This window comes from Mycolicibacterium parafortuitum, assembly GCF_002086815.1.
Classification (GTDB): Bacteria; Actinomycetota; Actinomycetes; order Mycobacteriales; family Mycobacteriaceae; genus Mycobacterium; species Mycobacterium parafortuitum.
Genome location: NZ_MVID01000030.1, coordinates 31910 through 47455 on the forward strand (window position 1 = coordinate 31910; position 15546 = coordinate 47455).

The following is a 15546-nucleotide window of genomic DNA, read 5'->3' on the forward strand; positions in this document are numbered from 1 at the left end:
GAGCCAACCGGCGATTCATCCGGCGACATATGCGTCCACCACTTCCTTCTCCCGGCGCGCGGCCGCCATCGACCCTTCGAACAGCACCTGACCGCGAGCCATCACCACCACGGCGTCGGTCAGCCGTTCGACCGCGTCGAGTTCGTGGGCGACCATCAGGATGCTGATCCCCCGGTCCCTGAGCTGGACGAGGAAGTCGGAGATGCGCTCGATGATGCTGGCGTGCACTCCGGCGAACGGCTCGTCGAGCAGCAGCATCCGCGGTTCGGTGGTGACCGCGCGCAGCAGCTCCAGGATCCGCCGCTGACCTCCGGAGAGATCGCCCATGTAGTCGTTCTCCTTGGCTTCGAGCCCGAACTCGGCCAACAACTTCCGGGCCCGCGCCACCGCCTCCCGCTGCCCGGGCAACCAGCTGCGCCGCGGCCGGGTGAAGACCTGAGCGAACCCGGTGCCACCCACCGAGCGGTCGGCCAGCAGCAGGTTCTCCAGCACGGTGAGCCTGCCGAAGTCGGCCGGCATCTGGAAGGTCCGCATGATGCCGCGGCGCGACCGCTGGTACGGCGCGAGTCCGACGATGTCCTGTCCGCCGAACAGCACCCGGCCGGCCTGCACCGGGGCGGTTCCGGCCAGCGCGTGCAGTAGTGTCGACTTGCCCGCGCCGTTGGGCCCGACCACTGCGGTGATACGGCCCTCGGGGATGTTCAGCGAGACGTCCTCCAGCACCCGGATACTGCCGTATCCGACCGTGAGTCCTTCGATGGTCAGGATGTGAGCGTCGGTCATCACAAGGCTCCCTGCTTGGCTTGCGTGCGGTCCCAGAACGGCACCGGGTTTCCATCCACGCCGAATGTCCGCTTCCGTTCCGGGAACACGCCCTGCGGACGCCACCAGAGGAAGGCGATGATCACCAGTCCGACCACCACGTACTGCAGCGCGTCCACGGTGCCTGGCGCGCCGAACTGCGGCAGGTAGCGGGTCGCCTCCGTCAGCCCCACCGGAATCAGCAACGCGCCCATCAGGACTCCGAACCGGTTGCCCGCCCCGCCGACGATCACGGCGCCCATCAGGATCAGCGTTTCCTGATAGGACCAGTCCGCCGGGGCGTAGGTCCCGATGAACGCGGCCAGGATCGCGCCGCTGAGCGCGCCCAGCCCGTTGCCGACCGCGAACGCCGTCAACCGCACCGGGGTGACGTTGATGCCGAGTGCATCTGCGGCTTCGGGGTTTTCCCGCACCGCCCGCAGCACCCGCCACACCGGGGCCCGGGAGATCCGCAGCACCACCCATGCCGCCAGTGCCGTCAGCAGCAGCGCGAATCCGGCGTAGAACCAGGAGTATTCGTCGGAGCGCAACCCGAGTTCGGATTTGAGCGGCGCCGGGATCAGGTACAACCCGTGTCCGCCGCCGAGCATCCCGGGCATCGCCACCACCAGGGCCGCGGCGATCAGCGCGATCGACAGCATCGCGACGGCCTGGTAGTCCGACCGCAGGCGCCGCAGGGCGACGAGGCCGATCGGCAGCGAGATCAGCATGCCCGCCAACACCGCGCCGACGAACGGCAGCGGGAAGGGCAGCGCAGTTCCCCAGAAGTACTCCTGAACCACGGTGCCGCTCTTGTCCTCCGGCGGCCCCAGCGACAGGAGCGCGACCGTGTACCCGCCCACGGCGACCGACACGATGTAGCTCAGGTTCAGCAGTCCGGTGTCGGAGTACTGGAGCTCAAGGCCCCAGCAGCCGATGACGGCGACGGTGGCGTACACCACCAGCGTGACGATGTAGAAGCTCAGATCCGCACTCATCGATGACCCGCTCCCGTGCTCATACCTGCAACGCCCTGCCTGTCGAGAACTCCGCCCGGATGCCCTGAGGCCGCACCATCAGCACGCCGATGAGCACCAGCAACGCGATCGCGATCTTGAAGCTGGGATCCAGCCACACCGCGGTCAGTTCGGTCGCCAGACCCAGCACCAATGCGCCGAGCATCGCCCCGTAGGCGTCCCCGATGCCGCCCAGAACCGCCGCTGCGATCACCAGCACGATGAAGGTCCGCCCCGAGGTCGCCGAGAACGACGAGCTGATGGTGAACAGCGCGACCCCGGCCAGTCCGCACAGCGCACCGGAGATCGCCCATGCCGTGGCGACCACGCGTTGGGTGCGGATGCCGCACGACTGGGCCAGCCCGCCGTCCACCGACGCCGCGCGCATCGCCATACCCAACCGGGATCGCTTGAGCAGCAAGTGCATCCCGATCATGGTCACCACCGCCAGCAGGATCACCGTCAACTGCAGGTCGGTGACCGCGGCGCTGGCGACGGTGAACAGCACGGTCGGACTCGCGTCGTAGTGGAACGACAGTGGACCCACCACCGCGAGCAGCGTGTTGGCCAGGACCAGGCTCACCGCCAGGCTGATCACCAGCATCTGGAACACCGACACGCCGCGCCGGGCGAACGGTTGGTAGACGAACTGGTTCAGCAGCAGTGAGACGACGGCACCGGCCGCGACACCCACCAGCGCCGCGCCGGCCAGCGGAATCCCGGCCCGGTTGGCGGCCAGTGCCGCGAAGCCGGATACCACCATCGTCTCGCTGAAGGCGAGGTTGAAAACGTTGGAGACGCTGTACTGCAGGGTGAAACCGACCGCGGCCAAGGCCAGCACCGCGGCGATCACCACCCCGAATACAGTCGCGGAGACGACGAGATTCACTGCTGTCAGCGCTGCCCGCTGGCCAATGCCTCGAGCTCTGCGGCCGGCAGCTGGTTCACCAGGCGCAGCGACTTGGTCGACGGATCCCAGTCGTAGAAGGCGAACGCGCCGATCACGTTGTGGAACTCGTTGAGCCGGTACTCGCCGTTGGCGCCGACGTACTGGACGTCCTTGCCTTCCTTGATCGCATCGACGCCGTCGGCGTAGTTGCTCACCACGGTCTTGCCGTCTCCGGCTGCCAGCAGCTCGGGAATGGCGGCGTTGTAGTCCTCGGGCTCAACGGAATCCGTCTTGGTCGCGGCGAGGCCGGCCAGGATCACCCCGTCGTATGCGGCGCGCGAGTAGGCGCTGTCCTTGAACGACGGGACATCGATGCCGTCCTGCCCGTCGAGCGACTCGAGCGTTTCGACGTAGGTCTCGGTGCCCGCACCGCCCTCCTGGGCGTAGCGCACGACCACCTGCAGCGACTTGGCCAGCGCATCGTCGCCGCCGTAGGCGGTCACCGCCGCCTTCTGCCAGTCGCCGGTGGTGGCCAGCGTGTTGGTGACGACCGGAATGTCCCCGCCGCCGGCCTGATTCAGCTCCGTCAGGAATGTCCCCGCCGAGACGGCGTCCGCCTCGAAGACGATCGCGGCAGGCCGGTTCTGCAGGATGCGGGCCACCTCGGTGCGGTACGAGGGCTGCTCGGGCTGGATGGTGAGCGCCTCGGTGACGGGGATGCCCAACCCGCCGAGCGCCTCTTCGAGCGGCGGAATGTTGGCCTGCGCGGACGCGCCGCCGACGAACACCAGCGCGACGTTGCCGAAGCCCTGCTGCTTGGCATGCAACGCCATAGCTTGGGCCCCAACGGAATCCGAGGTGATCAGGCGGTAGTAGTAGTCGAGCTCGGTGCGGTCGAAGCGTCCGTCGCCCGCCGGGGAGAACATCACCTGGGTGGCCTCTTCGAGGACCGGTGCGGCCGCGACCGCCTCGGCGGTGCTGGGACCGAGCACTGCGAAGAGATTCGAGGTGGTGCTCAGCATCTGCCGTGCGGCGGGCACGGAATCGCTGGCGGTGCCCTTGGTGTCGAAGGCCTCACACTCGATGGTGCGTCCGAGCACACCACCCGCGTCGTTGATCTCGGTCGCCGCGGGGAGGCACCCGTTGACGACCTCGGCCCCCTCGACCGCGGTGGGCCCGCTGAAGGCCATCAGCATCCCCACCACCAGTGGGTCGTCCTCGCCGCCCTGCGAGCAGGCGGGGACTGCGAGCAACACCGCAGCAGCCGCAGCGCTGGACCAGACCTTCGTCGCTTTGTTCATGTCTCTCCCACAGAGTGTGTTCGCAACCAATGTGTAACCATTCCGCGCCCAATCAGCGTAAGTGGTTGGGGTCGTGCCGTGAACACAATCACGCAAAGTCAGCGCGCGCCACCGATAGTTGCAATTGATTTAAGGCGGTGTCAGGGTCGCGGAACCTGAGCCGTATCGCGCAGCGCCACCTCCGCCGCCAGTTCGACGCACGCCCGCGCCAGCACGTCCTGCCGCCACACCTCCGGGGTGCGCGCCCGCACCCGCGAAAAGAGCGCGCCGCCGGATTCCGCCCCACCGCCGGCGGACTCCACGGTGACAACCGCGGGGGCGACGGCGCGGGCCAGTGCCGCGGCATCGACGTCCGCCGCGGACACCACGACGTGGGCGGCCCCGCTCGCACGCACGAGGTCGACCGCGGCCCCGAAAGCGTCACCACCGACGTCGCACCCACGCAGCTGCCCCGTCTCACGATCGGTGATCCACCAGCACTCCGGCAGCCCTCTCGTCATATATCGGTGCAGCTCAACGGCCCGTATGGAGGAATCACCCAGGGTCGCGCGCGCGGTCCTGCGCGCGAGCGCCGCCAATGGCTCGGCGCCTAGTCGCGCTCTCGCCCGGGTGACGGCCCCACTGGTCGGCTTCGGATGCGCCAGCCCGCGCCCGGTCGCCGCGGGCAGGGTCGTCCACAACAGATCGGTGACGTCGTCGTAGGTCATCGCCGGGCGCATCGCCGACGCCAGCACGTGATAGGTCGTGACCCACGGCGGCAGGGCCCGCACCCGACGCGCCGCCAGTCCGCAGTCCCGCAGGACATCCTCGACGGCGACGACTGGCAGTGCCCGCACCAGCGCGGCGAGCGCCAGCCTGTCTGCCGCGTCCGGACCGGACGAACCGGACATACACCTCCTTAAATCAATTTGATTACGCACATCCCGCGGCAAAGTTTACGCACGCGTTACTCGTCCAGATTGGTCACGATTGGTTGCACTGCGTAGGGTCTTCCATGACACACCCCAGATTCGGTCGCATTGGTTACAGTTGTTCACGCACGTTCGGAAGGGGGCCTCGGATGGTGTTCGACACCAGACCGCTCAGCGATCGCGACATCCGTCGCATGATCGACGAGCAGGTGCTGACCGGCCCGTTGCCGCCCGACGGACGGATCCCGGCCGAGCGCAACATCGCCGAGCAGCTCGGATGTTCCAGGGCCCAAGTCCGCCGGGTGATGGCCGACCTCGAGCGTGAGGGTCGCGTCGTCCGCGAAGTCGGTCGCGGCACCTTTCTCGCTCCCGAGGGCGGCGCCGCATCGTCCGGGCCGGGCGCGTCGTTCGCGCCGGCGGCGATCATGACGGCCTCGCTGCTGTTCGAGCCCGAGGTGGTCTCGCTCGCGGCGCTGGCGGCGACCGAGGAGGACTTCGCCGAGTTGCATCGTTGCCTCGAACGGGGTTCTGCCGCCACCGATTACGAATCCTTCGAGCAGTGGGACATCTCGCTGCACCACGCGTTCGCCGTGGCCACCCACAACACGCAGATCGTGGCGATGGTCGACGTACTGAACTCGACACGCAACAACCCTGTGTGGGGGCGACTCAAGCGCGACAGTTTCACCCCGCAGAATCGCGAGGCGATCGAGCGTGAGCACCGCGAGATCGTCGAGGCGCTGCTGCAGCGCGACCGGCGCCGCGCCGCCAGCGCGATGACCGAGCACCTCCGGTTCGTCAGTTCGGTGGTCACCGGACAATGACACTCGCTCCCGGGGATCGCGAGGCCGATCCGAACGCGGTCGCCCGATATCTCGACGACCAGTTGCTCTCCGGTGAACTCAAACCCGGCGGCCGCGTGCCCACCGAGCGTGCGCTGGCCGGCCTTCTCGGCTGCAGTCGCCATGACGTACGCCGACAACTGGATGTACTGGAACGCCAGGGCCGGATCACCCGGGAGGTGGGCCGCGGTACCTTTCTCACCGAGGACGGCACCGCCTCCCCCGACGCCGTCAAGACCCCGGTGCAGCTCAGCCCGCTGGATCTGATCGACGCCCGCGCGGCGTGGGAACCCAACCTGATGACACTGGTGGCGGTGGCCGCGACCGCGGAGGACTTCGCGGAGATCCGGCGGTGCCTGGAACGTGGCGAAGCGGCGCAGAGCCCAGCGGAATTCATGATGTGGGACATGGCTTTTCACCGAGCGCTGGCCTTGGCCACCCACAACACCGTGGTGGTCGCACTGCACGAGATGGTCGAGGCCGGGCGCCGCCACCTGGCCGGCAGCGCACTGGACAACCGCCCGTACACCGAAGAGAACAGCACCGTGTGCCAGCGCGAACACCGCGAGATCGCCGACGCCATCTTCGACCGCGACGCCCACCGCAGCCAGGCGGCGATGCGCAACCACCTCAGGACGGTGCGCCGGCAGCTGCTGTCCGGACTGCCCTGACGGATCAGCCCGCGCCCGGCGGCAACATCTGGAAGCCGTCCAGGATCTGCGCGGCGTCGCGCTGATACTCCGGATCGTTCTCGTCGGCGCTCTGCACCGTGACCGCGACACCGAAGGTGCGGCCCTTGGCGTACATCACCGCGCTGAGCAGTTCCGCGCGGCGCGAACCCGCGGCGCCGATCGTCGGCGACATGTAGTGGCCGCGCACCGCGGGCAAGCCGCAGAGCGTGGTGTCGTTCAGCACCAGATCGGTCACCCCGAGCCGGGTCACCTGGCGGCGCTGCTCGTCGAAGAACGACCGTGCCGAGAGCTCACCGCGGTGCGATTCGAGCGTGACGACCGCCGTCGGCGCGAGCCCGCGTGAGGCGAGCTTCTCCGCGCGGATCACGAACCGGATCATCGGCGAGTCCAGCGCCGAGATCCGCTTCCACCCGTCGGGCACCGGGATCCGCAGCACCGGGTCCCTGCCCGCCGCGACACCCGCCGGGGTGGGCACATCGACGAGGTCGGCGTCCACCGGTGTGCAGTCCTGCTCGGATGCGTACGACCCGAACACCTGACCCGGCTGGGCGGCCACGCCCCGCGCGTCGTCGACGACGCGCGTGCAGGACGGCACCAGAAACGTGCACAGGACGGTCAGCACCGCGATCGCGGTGCGGCGCGACGTCGTCAGCCGGGTCATCGGTTCAGTGCGCGAAATGTCGTGCGCCGGTGAGGTACAGCGTGATCCCGGCGGCCTCGGCGGCCGCCGTCACCTCGTCGTCGCGAACCGAGCCGCCCGGGTGCGCGACAGCCTTGACGCCGGCATCGATGAGGGTCTGCAGACCGTCCGGGAACGGGAAGAACGCATCCGACGCGCCGACCGCGCCGCGGGTGCGGTCCCCGGCGCGCTCGACCGCCAGCCGTGCCGCGTCGACGCGGTTGACCTGGCCCATGCCGACACCGACGGTCGCGCCGTCCTTGGCCAGCACGATCGCGTTCGACTTCACCGCACGGCAGGTGCGCCACGCGAACACCAGATCGGCGAGCGTGGCCGGGTCGGCGGGGGTTCCGGTCGCCAGCGTCCAGTTGTTCGGGTCGTCGCCGGCCGCATCGAGCGCGTCGCGCTGCTGCAGCAGCAGACCGCCGCTGACCTGACGGAACTCGGTCCCGCCGGGCTGCGGTTCCGACGCGACGAGCACCCGGATGTTCTTCTTGCGCGCCAGCACCTCGACCGCGCCGGGTTCGTAGGCCGGCGCGATGATCACCTCGGTGAAGATGCCGGCGACAGTCTCGGCCATCTCGACGGTGACCTCGGTGTTGGCGGCGATCACGCCCCCGAACGCCGACAGCGGATCGCATTCGTGGGCCTTGCGGTGGGCGTCGGCCACCGACACCGAGGACACCGCGATGCCACACGGGTTGGCGTGCTTGATGATCGCAACGCAGATGTCCTCATGGTCGAACGCGGCGCGCCACGCCGCGTCGGCATCGGTGTAGTTGTTGTAGGACATCTCCTTGCCGTGCAGCTGTTCGGCCTGGGCGAGCCCCGGCCAGCCGCTGTCGTCGCGGTACAGCGCGGCCTTCTGGTGCGGGTTCTCGCCGTAGCGCAGCACCGAAGTGCGCCGGAACGTCGAACCCAGCCACGGCGGCAGCTGCGGGTCGGCGCCCGCCGAGTCGGGGCCGCTCTCCTCCGGCGCGAGCACCGTCTCCATCCAGGACGCGACGGCCACGTCGTATTCGGCGGTGTGCCGGAACGCCAGCGATGCCAGCTTCTTGCGCTCGGCGTAGGTGAAGCCGCCGGAGCGCACGGCGGCGAGCACGCCCTCGTAGCCGATCGGTTCGACGACGACCGCGACGCTCGGGTGGTTCTTCGCCGCCGCACGCACCATGGACGGTCCGCCGATGTCGATCTGCTCCACGCACTCGTCGACGCCCGCGCCGGAGTTCACGGTCTGGGTGAACGGATACAGGTTGACCACGACCAGCTCGAACGCCGCGACACCGAGTTTCTCCAGCGCCGACACGTGCTCGGGCTTGCGCTGGTCGGCCAGCAGGCCGGCGTGCACGTGCGGATGCAGCGTCTTGACCCGGCCGTCGAGGACCTCGGGGAAACCGGTGACGTCCTCCACCGGGGTGACCGGAATCCCGGCGGCGGCAATGGTTTTCGCGGTCGATCCGGTCGAGACGATGTCGACGCCCGCCGCGTGCAGCCCCTCCGCCAGCGGCACCAGGCCGGTCTTGTCGTAGACGCTGATCAGGGCGCGCCGGATCGGCCGCCGAAAGTCGTTGTCGCTCATCCTAATATCGCCTTTCGTCCTGACCACGTCACGCCACGGGTCGCCACTTCGGCCACCACGTCCACGAGAAGTCGTCGTTCGATCACTTTGATCCGCTCATGCAGGGTTGTTTCGTCGTCGCCGTCGAGCACCGGCACGGCCTGCTGCGCGACGATGGGGCCGGTGTCGGTGCCGGCGTCGACCAGGTGCACCGTGCATCCGGTGACCCGCACCCCGTAGGCCAGGGCGTCGCGGACCGGGTGGGCACCGGGAAACGCGGGCAGCAGCGCCGGGTGGGTGTTGAGCACGCGGCCCGGGAACCGTGAAAGAAATTCGGTGCCAAGGATCTTCATGAAGCCGGCCGAGACGACGAGGTCCGGCCGGTGGGATCCGGTGGCCTCCGTCAGCGCGGCGTCCCACGCGGCCCGGTCGGGGTGGTCGGCGATCTTGACGGTGAACACCGGTATCGACGCCCGCGCCGCGATGTCGAGGGCGGCGCACGCCCGGTCCGTGCCGACCGCGACGACGCGGGCGGGGAAGTCGGCGACCGCGGCGTCGAGCAGCGCGGACAGCAGCGAGCCGGCGCCGGAGGCCAGCACCACGACGCGGGCCGGCGCGCTGGGAGGCACGCTGATGGTGGACTGCTCGTCGCGTCCATCGGCCTCTGGCTGCACGATGGAATCCTAGTGGTCGCGGTATCCCGGTCCGCCGTGGCCACCGCCCGAAGGCGGGGTCTCGTCGCCGTCGACCACGAAGTGCTCTTCCGGATCGAGTTCGTCGGGCGGCGGGGCGACGTCGACGGGCGCACGGTCGAAGGGCTCGGGATCCTCGGGCTCGGGATCGTCGGGCGCGGGGACCGGATCCTCGGCGGCGATGACCTCGGTGACGGGTTCGTCCCCGATTTCGGGGGCGGCGTCGAGCTCGAGATCGTCCGCGAGACCATCGACGTCGTCGTCGGTGGTGTCGGTCGGCACGGGTTTGGGTTTGCGCACCCGTGGGGTGACACCGCCCGACATCACCGTGGTCAAACCGCCGATACCGGCGAACCACAGGAACACCGCGGGCGCGAAGGTGGACTGGTCGACGCCGACGTCGCCGAAGTTGCCGAGCGGTCCCCCGCCGGCGAATCCGAGCAGCGCCATCACCGTCGCCGCCACCGCCGCGGCTACTGCGACCTTGGCCAGCGCGGGCAGCAACGGCAGCGGCCGGCGCGCGCACTGCTGTCCCAGCGCCACGGCCGACACCGCGGCGATGATCATCAGCGCGACCCACACCGGCCCCAGCGGCGGTGTCGGGACGGCGGCCAGCACCGGTAGCGCGGGGATGTCGCCGCCGAAGACGGTGAACGAGCTGAACGTGGCCAGCCCGATGTGCGCACTGGACCCGACCGCGACCGCGGCCGCCCCGACCATCACGTTGGGCAGGTAGAGCACCGACAGCACGGTGAGGCTGAACTGGCCGAACATCGATTCGGTGATGGAGTACAGGTCGTGCATCGTCGACCAGTGCACGATCAGTGACCCGGCGACCACCGCACCGGAGAGCCCCATCAGGGCGATGACGCCCGCGGCCGCCGCGCGCAGCGCGTCGGGAATCCAGTTCGGTAGCGGCGAGACCGCCAGCAGCCGACCCCCGACGCGGGAACCGACACCGGCGACCGCGCCGATCGCGTGGACCACGAGCACCCCGCCGAAGGCGCGCAACGAGTCGGGGGTCTGCAGCTCGGTCAGCACCGACGCGGCGTCGTGGATCACGGCGAGGCAGATCGCGGCGATCAGCAGCGGACCGCCCAGTGCGGAGGCGACCACCCACCTGGTCACGAACCACGACGAGCTGATCGTCGCGGCCGCGGTGGTGCGGGCGGTGCCGTAGATCATCAGCAGCACCGGCAGCAGCGGCATCACACCCAGTGCGGAGCCGGCGATCGACACCGGCACCTGGTGCACACCGAGCCACATGCTGGCGATCGCGCCGAGCGCTCCGGTCATGTCGCTGTTGGCGATCAACAGCTGCAGCAGCACCACGGCCGCGATCACGACCAACGCGACGATCGACGGTCCGAATGCCACCCGAAGCAGGTCACGCGCCTGGCGTGTACCGACCGGCCGGGTGCTCACGGGTTTGGCCACTCCTCGCAGACGCTCGGGCGCGCGACGTTCGCGCACGCGCGGCTCAGACTACGACGAGGACTGATCCGACTGCGAGGATGACTGGCCCTGGTGCGTCGTCGGGGTCTGGGTGGTCGGCGTGTTGCTCGCGGGCGGCTGACCGTAGGTCGGGAAGCCGGTGGGCGGGGTCGGCGGGCCCGACGGCTGCTGCGCCTGGAAGCCGCCGGTCGTCTGACCGGAGCCGCCGTACGCGCCGTACGGCGTCGGGTAGCCGGGCCGCTGCTGCTGGGGAGCCTGCTGGTGCTGAGGGGCGTGCAGTTGCTGCCCGCCGTGCTGGCCGGGCTGACCGTAGTAGCCGGGGTACTGGCCGTACTGCTGCTGTTGGTCGTACTTGGGCCGCGGCACCGGCGGGGTGATGATCCCGGAGTCGAACAGCAGCACCACGACGGCGACGGCGGCCTGCAGCAGCGTGAACGCGACGACGAGGTAGACACCCCACCCGACGGTGGTGCCGTCGAATCCTTCGAACAGCGTCGAGATCGCGATCAGGAAACCGAGCACGGACAGCGCGGCCACCGGTGCGGGGCGCACGACCTGCTTGGGCAGCAGCCCGATTCCGGCGATCAGCGCGGCCAGCACCGCTGCCGCGACCGCGAGGTCGAACCGGACGGGTGAGATGGACACGTCGATCGGCGCGTCGGTGAGCGTGAGCTTCGGACCGAAGCTGGCCAGGTAGACCAGCAGGCCCAGCACCGCGGTCGCGGCGCTGAGGTAGGTGGGCAGCTTGGCGGGGCCGTCAGCGGCGGGTTCGGTCTCGCCGAAGGTGTTGAACTGTTGCGTCGGCGCGGAGAACTGGGTTGTCGGCTGCTGCGCCGGCGGGAATCCAGGTCCTCCGGGCGCGCCTTGTGGGTACGTCATGACCTCTCCTGTGCTGTGCGGGCATCGGAACCGACGGGGACGCCATAGGTGACGACGTTGTCGACGAGCGACGGCGATAGATCCGCCTGAGCGTTTCGATCAACCCACGCTAGCGCACGGCCGGGTGGCCCTGTCCATGCGCGAGACGCCGCCGCGACGGTCGCGGCGGTGCCCGCGGCCGGTCAGACCGGGGCGAGAACCGGCGCGTCGACGGAGTTCTGCTCGGCCTCCTCGATCTCGCGCACCAGCGGCAGCACGCGGGCGCCGAAGTACTCGATCTCCTCCTGGAAGTGCAGGAATCCGCCGAGGATCAGGTCGACGCCGCGCCGGCGGTACGCCGCGATCCGCTCCGCGATCTGTTCCGGTGTGCCGATCAACTGGGACCGGAAGCCGTCGTTGTATTGGACGAGATCCTCGAAGCTGGAATCGGCCCACATTCCGCGTTTGTCCGCGGTCGAGTTCCCGGCCTGCTGGACCGCATCGCGGAAGCCCTCGACGGCAGGCCGGTTCGCCTTCGCGACGATCTCGCGGAGGACGTCCCTCGCTTCTTTTTCCGTGTCGCGGGCGATGATGAACCCGTTCAGGCCGAACTTGACCTCGCGGCCGGCGTCGCGGGCGTGGTCACGGACCTCGACGAGCTGTTCGGTGACCCCGTCGAAATCCTTGCCGTTGGAGAAGTACCAGTCGGCGTGACGGCCACCGTTGCGACGCGCCGCGGCGGAGTTGCCGCCCTGGAACAGTTCGGGATTCGGGCGCTCGGGCGTGTTGAGGGGTTTCGGTTTCAGCGTGAAGTCGTGGATGCGGTAGAAGTCGCCGCGGAAATCCACGTCGTCCTCGGTCCAGATCCTGCGCAGCACCTGGAGGAACTCGGCGCTGCGCCGGTAGCGCTCGTCGTGTTCGAGCCACGGCTCGCCGAGGTGGGTGAACTCGTCCTTGAACCACCCCGACACGACGTTGACCGCGAACCGGCCGCCGGACAGCTGGTCGGCGGTGGCCCCGAGCTTGGCCAGCACCGCGGGCTGCCACAGGCCCGGGTGTACCGCGGCGATCACCTTGAGCCGCTCGGTGGCCAGCAGCAGTGCGAGGCTGAAGCTGGTCGATTCGTGCTGGTACTCCGCGCCGTAGCTGGCCTCGTACCGCACCTGGGACAGCGCGTATTCGAACCCGTTGTTCTCCGCGGTCCGGGCGAGTGTGCGGTTGTACTCGTAGTTCCAGTCGGTGCGCTGCTCGATGTCGCTGGTGACCAGGCCGCCGCTGACGTTGGGGACCCAGTACGCGAACTTGACGTGCTCGGCGATGCGTTCGGTCGTCATGGGGCCATGCAACCGCCAGCGGCCGGCCCGGTCATCGGTATGGATCGCGGTGAAGGAAATGCACCGCGCCGCCCGCGCCGCGACGGTGCGACGGAAGGACCCCCTTGCGGCCACAGATTGGAACACGTTCTAATTCTCGGTATGAACTATGGGCTGGTGCTGTTCACCTCCGACCGGGGCATCACGCCCGCGGCTGCCGCGAAGTTGGCCGACGAGCACGGCTTCGAGACGTTCTACGTCCCCGAACACACCCACATTCCGATCAAGCGGCAGGCTGCTCACCCCACCACCGGCGACGAGACGCTGCCCGACGACCGCTACATGCGCACGCTGGACCCGTGGGTGTCCCTCGGGACGGCCGCGGCGGTGACGTCGCGGGTGCGGCTGTCCACCGCGGTGGCGCTGCCCGTCGAGCACGACCCGATCACGCTGGCCAAGTCGATCGCGACGCTCGATCACCTCTCCGGCGGCCGGGTGTCCCTCGGCGTCGGCTTCGGCTGGAACACCGACGAGCTGGCCGACCACAAGGTCCCCCCGGGCCGCCGGCGCACGATGCTCCGCGAGTACCTCGAGGCCATGCGGGCGCTGTGGACGCAGGAAGAGGCCGAATACGACGGTGAGTTCGTCAACTTCGGGCCGTCGTGGGCGTGGCCGAAGCCGGTACAGGCACACATCCCGGTGCTGGTCGGCGCTGCGGGCACCGAGAAGAACTTCAAGTGGATCGCCCGCTCGGCCGACGGCTGGATCACCACGCCGCGGGACTTCGACATCGACGCACCGGTGAAGCTGCTGCAGGACACCTGGGCCGCTGCCGGACGCGACGGCGCGCCCCAGATCGTCGCGCTCGATTTCAAGCCCGACCCCGAGAAGCTCGCGCGCTGGCGTGAACTGGGGGTCACCGAGGTGCTGTTCGGCCTGCCCGACAAGCCCGAGGCCGAGGTCGCCGGTTATGTCGAGCGGCTGGCGGGCAAGCTCGGCGCGCTGACCTAACGCAGGACGGCGCGGTTCCCGTTGTCCGTGGGCGTGACAGTGACTTTCGCGCCGAGCGGGTCGCCGTCGCTCATCAGCGCCACCAGGTCGGCGTCCTCGGTCGTCGCCATGAACCGGGAGCCGTCGGCGTCGAGCCTGCCGACGATGATCCCGGTGCGCACGGGCCAGTCGTAGCGCACCGAGTACGTCTCGATGGTCCCGGCGCCGTCCGGCGTCTTGACCACCGGGACCGCGGGACGCTCGGCGATCTGCGCGTTCAGGTCCGCGCTGCGCGAGGTGCGCCAGTCGACCGGGGTGGTCGAGTAGATGCCGACCGAGTACTTGCTCATGATGCCGCCGTTGGCGCCGACGAGGCCGAATTCGCCTGGTGTGTCCCGCATCCGGGATACGGTCTCGGCGATACCGTGCAGCGAGTAGCTGTTTCCGGGGCCACCGAAGTACGGCAGGCCGCCGGTCAGGGTCAGACCCCGCGGATCGTCGGTGGCCAGTCCGAGCGCCTCGCAGATCACGAAGACCGGGAACGGGAAGCAGCTGTACAGGTCGAAGGTGGCGATGTCGTCGACGGCGATGCCGGCCACGCGCAGCGCCTCGCCGGCGGCGTGCACCGCGGCCGGGCTCGCCCCCAGGTCGGCGCGTGCCAGCAGCGGCTGCTCGACCAGGTCCGAATGGCCGTGCAGGTAGACCCATTTGTGTTCCGGCACAGCGAGTCCGCGCGCGGCCTCGACGGACATCAGGATCGCGGCGGCACCCTGGTTGACGGTGTCGCGGGCCACCAGCAACCGGGGATAGGGATCGCAGATCATCCGGTTCTCGTCGGTGACCGTCTCGACCTCTTCGACCGAGCGCTCCACCGGAGACGACGAGAACGGGTTCTTCGCAGCCACTTTGGACATCGGGGCGAACAGTTCGGCCATCTGATGGCGGTATTGCGCGACGCCGAGGCCGAGGCGGGCGCGCCTGGCGTTGTCGAGCAGACCGTACTGCACCGGGGCGCCGGTGAGCCCGTGCGCGACGGTGTATTCGTCGATGTAGTTGAAGATCTGGTGGCCACGGTCTTCGAGTTGACCGTCGACGTCCTCGGTGAAGTCGGGCTTGTCGTCACGGGAGGCGAAGTACTTGGCCGTCGACCCGGGTTCGGATCCCATGATCATCACGACGTCGGCGTCGCCACCGACGATCAGTGCGCCCGCCTCGGTGACGAGCTTCTGCGGCCCCTGTCCCCCGACGGGTTCCAGCACCACCCTGGCCGGGTCGCCGCCCACTCGCCGCATCACCGAGCGCGGGTAGTTGTTCGACTTGCCGAGGACAGCGGGCATCGGGCCCGAGATCTCGAACTGCCGGAGCCCGAAGACCGTGTCGATCGCGGCGGCGACGGCCGCCGAGTCGGCACCGGTGTCGGCCAGTGCGGCGGTGACGGCCGCGGCGGCCAGGTCGACCGCCGACATCCCGCGGTATCCGGGGTCGTCGATGCGCTCGGTGAACTGCCCGACGCCGACGATCACCGGGGTTCGTGGATCCACTGCCATGC

15 protein-coding genes are annotated in these 15546 nt (G+C 69.3%); 3 read left to right on the forward strand and 12 right to left on the reverse strand.

Annotation, left to right across the window (positions count from 1 at the left end; genetic code table 11):
- Positions 1-15 precede the first annotated feature (15 nt).
- From BST38_RS24575 to BST38_RS24595, 5 genes are all read right to left on the reverse strand, one after another.
- A complete protein-coding gene (locus tag BST38_RS24575; RefSeq protein WP_133057262.1) occupies positions 16-783 on the reverse strand; it encodes an ABC transporter ATP-binding protein in 768 nt (255 codons plus the stop codon).
- Entirely contained in the window at positions 783-1799 is a 1017-nt protein-coding gene (locus tag BST38_RS24580; RefSeq protein WP_083146107.1) for a branched-chain amino acid ABC transporter permease, read from the reverse strand. The genes BST38_RS24575 and BST38_RS24580 overlap by 1 nt, the downstream gene beginning before the upstream one ends.
- 19 nt (positions 1800-1818) lie before the next feature.
- Positions 1819-2706, reverse strand: a complete 888-nt coding sequence (locus BST38_RS24585) for a branched-chain amino acid ABC transporter permease (protein ID WP_165761646.1) — start codon at positions 2704-2706, stop codon at positions 1819-1821.
- Positions 2707-2711: 5 nt separating this feature from the next.
- Positions 2712-4007, reverse strand: coding sequence for an ABC transporter substrate-binding protein (locus BST38_RS24590; protein WP_083146109.1), 1296 nt, complete (start codon positions 4005-4007; stop codon positions 2712-2714).
- 140 nt (positions 4008-4147) lie between these two features.
- Positions 4148-4897, reverse strand: a complete 750-nt coding sequence (locus BST38_RS24595) for a transposase domain-containing protein (RefSeq protein ID WP_083146110.1) — start codon at positions 4895-4897, stop codon at positions 4148-4150.
- Positions 4898-5067: 170 nt separating this feature from the next.
- Here BST38_RS24595 and BST38_RS24600 point away from each other — a divergent pair, with 170 nt between their 5' ends.
- Both BST38_RS24600 and BST38_RS24605 read left to right on the forward strand, forming a co-directional pair.
- On the forward strand, positions 5068-5742 hold the full coding sequence (locus BST38_RS24600) for a FadR/GntR family transcriptional regulator (protein WP_165761647.1): 675 nt from the start codon (positions 5068-5070) through the stop codon (positions 5740-5742).
- Positions 5739-6431 carry a FadR/GntR family transcriptional regulator gene (locus BST38_RS24605; protein ID WP_083146112.1) on the forward strand — a complete coding sequence of 231 codons (693 nt, stop codon included), beginning with the start codon at positions 5739-5741 and terminating at the stop codon, positions 6429-6431. The genes BST38_RS24600 and BST38_RS24605 overlap by 4 nt, the downstream gene beginning before the upstream one ends.
- A gap of 4 nt (positions 6432-6435) precedes the next feature.
- Here the strand turns inward: BST38_RS24605 and BST38_RS24610 are convergent, their stop codons facing one another.
- From BST38_RS24610 to sfnG, 6 genes are all read right to left on the reverse strand, one after another.
- Positions 6436-7113, reverse strand: coding sequence for a hypothetical protein (locus BST38_RS24610; protein ID WP_237160905.1), 678 nt, complete (start codon positions 7111-7113; stop codon positions 6436-6438).
- 4 nt (positions 7114-7117) lie between these two features.
- Positions 7118-8710 (reverse strand): bifunctional phosphoribosylaminoimidazolecarboxamide formyltransferase/IMP cyclohydrolase, encoded by a 1593-nt coding sequence (gene purH, locus BST38_RS24615; RefSeq protein ID WP_083146113.1) that lies wholly within the window; start codon positions 8708-8710, stop codon positions 7118-7120.
- Positions 8707-9363 carry a phosphoribosylglycinamide formyltransferase gene (purN, locus tag BST38_RS24620; protein WP_083146114.1) on the reverse strand — a complete coding sequence of 219 codons (657 nt, stop codon included), beginning with the start codon at positions 9361-9363 and terminating at the stop codon, positions 8707-8709. Before purN ends, purH begins: the two co-directional genes overlap by 4 nt.
- A 9-nt stretch (positions 9364-9372) precedes the next feature.
- Positions 9373-10806: a cell division protein PerM gene (locus BST38_RS24625; RefSeq protein WP_083146152.1), complete on the reverse strand. Its 1434-nt coding sequence runs from the start codon at positions 10804-10806 to the stop codon at positions 9373-9375.
- 60 nt (positions 10807-10866) lie between these two features.
- Positions 10867-11715 carry a DUF5336 domain-containing protein gene (locus BST38_RS24630; protein ID WP_083146115.1) on the reverse strand — a complete coding sequence of 283 codons (849 nt, stop codon included), beginning with the start codon at positions 11713-11715 and terminating at the stop codon, positions 10867-10869.
- Positions 11716-11897: 182 nt separating this feature from the next.
- Complete coding sequence (sfnG, locus tag BST38_RS24635; protein ID WP_083146116.1) at positions 11898-13028, reverse strand: dimethylsulfone monooxygenase SfnG; 1131 nt, start codon at positions 13026-13028, stop codon at positions 11898-11900.
- 141 nt (positions 13029-13169) lie between these two features.
- On the opposite strand from sfnG, the gene BST38_RS24640 reads away from it, so the two are divergent.
- Positions 13170-14018 carry an LLM class F420-dependent oxidoreductase gene (locus BST38_RS24640; protein ID WP_083146117.1) on the forward strand — a complete coding sequence of 283 codons (849 nt, stop codon included), beginning with the start codon at positions 13170-13172 and terminating at the stop codon, positions 14016-14018.
- On the opposite strand, the gene BST38_RS24645 is transcribed toward BST38_RS24640, so the two are convergent.
- Entirely contained in the window at positions 14015-15544 is a 1530-nt protein-coding gene (locus tag BST38_RS24645; RefSeq protein WP_083146118.1) for an acetyl-CoA acetyltransferase, read from the reverse strand. The genes BST38_RS24640 and BST38_RS24645 overlap by 4 nt on opposite strands.
- Positions 15545-15546 lie beyond the last annotated feature (2 nt).

Coding starts and splice junctions, on each gene's coding strand:
- BST38_RS24575 (WP_133057262.1), bottom strand. CDS start 783: ATGACCGACGCTCACATCCTGACCATCGAAGGACTCACGGTCGGATAC.
- BST38_RS24580 (WP_083146107.1), bottom strand. CDS start 1,799: ATGAGTGCGGATCTGAGCTTCTACATCGTCACGCTGGTGGTGTACGCC.
- BST38_RS24590 (WP_083146109.1), bottom strand. CDS start 4,007: ATGAACAAAGCGACGAAGGTCTGGTCCAGCGCTGCGGCTGCTGCGGTG.
- BST38_RS24595 (WP_083146110.1), bottom strand. CDS start 4,897: ATGTCCGGTTCGTCCGGTCCGGACGCGGCAGACAGGCTGGCGCTCGCC.
- BST38_RS24600 (WP_165761647.1), top strand. CDS start 5,068: ATGGTGTTCGACACCAGACCGCTCAGCGATCGCGACATCCGTCGCATG.
- BST38_RS24605 (WP_083146112.1), top strand. CDS start 5,739: ATGACACTCGCTCCCGGGGATCGCGAGGCCGATCCGAACGCGGTCGCC.
- BST38_RS24610 (WP_237160905.1), bottom strand. CDS start 7,113: ATGACCCGGCTGACGACGTCGCGCCGCACCGCGATCGCGGTGCTGACC.
- purH (WP_083146113.1), bottom strand. CDS start 8,710: ATGAGCGACAACGACTTTCGGCGGCCGATCCGGCGCGCCCTGATCAGC.
- BST38_RS24630 (WP_083146115.1), bottom strand. CDS start 11,715: ATGACGTACCCACAAGGCGCGCCCGGAGGACCTGGATTCCCGCCGGCG.
- sfnG (WP_083146116.1), bottom strand. CDS start 13,028: ATGACGACCGAACGCATCGCCGAGCACGTCAAGTTCGCGTACTGGGTC.
- BST38_RS24640 (WP_083146117.1), top strand. CDS start 13,170: ATGAACTATGGGCTGGTGCTGTTCACCTCCGACCGGGGCATCACGCCC.
- BST38_RS24645 (WP_083146118.1), bottom strand. CDS start 15,544: ATGGCAGTGGATCCACGAACCCCGGTGATCGTCGGCGTCGGGCAGTTC.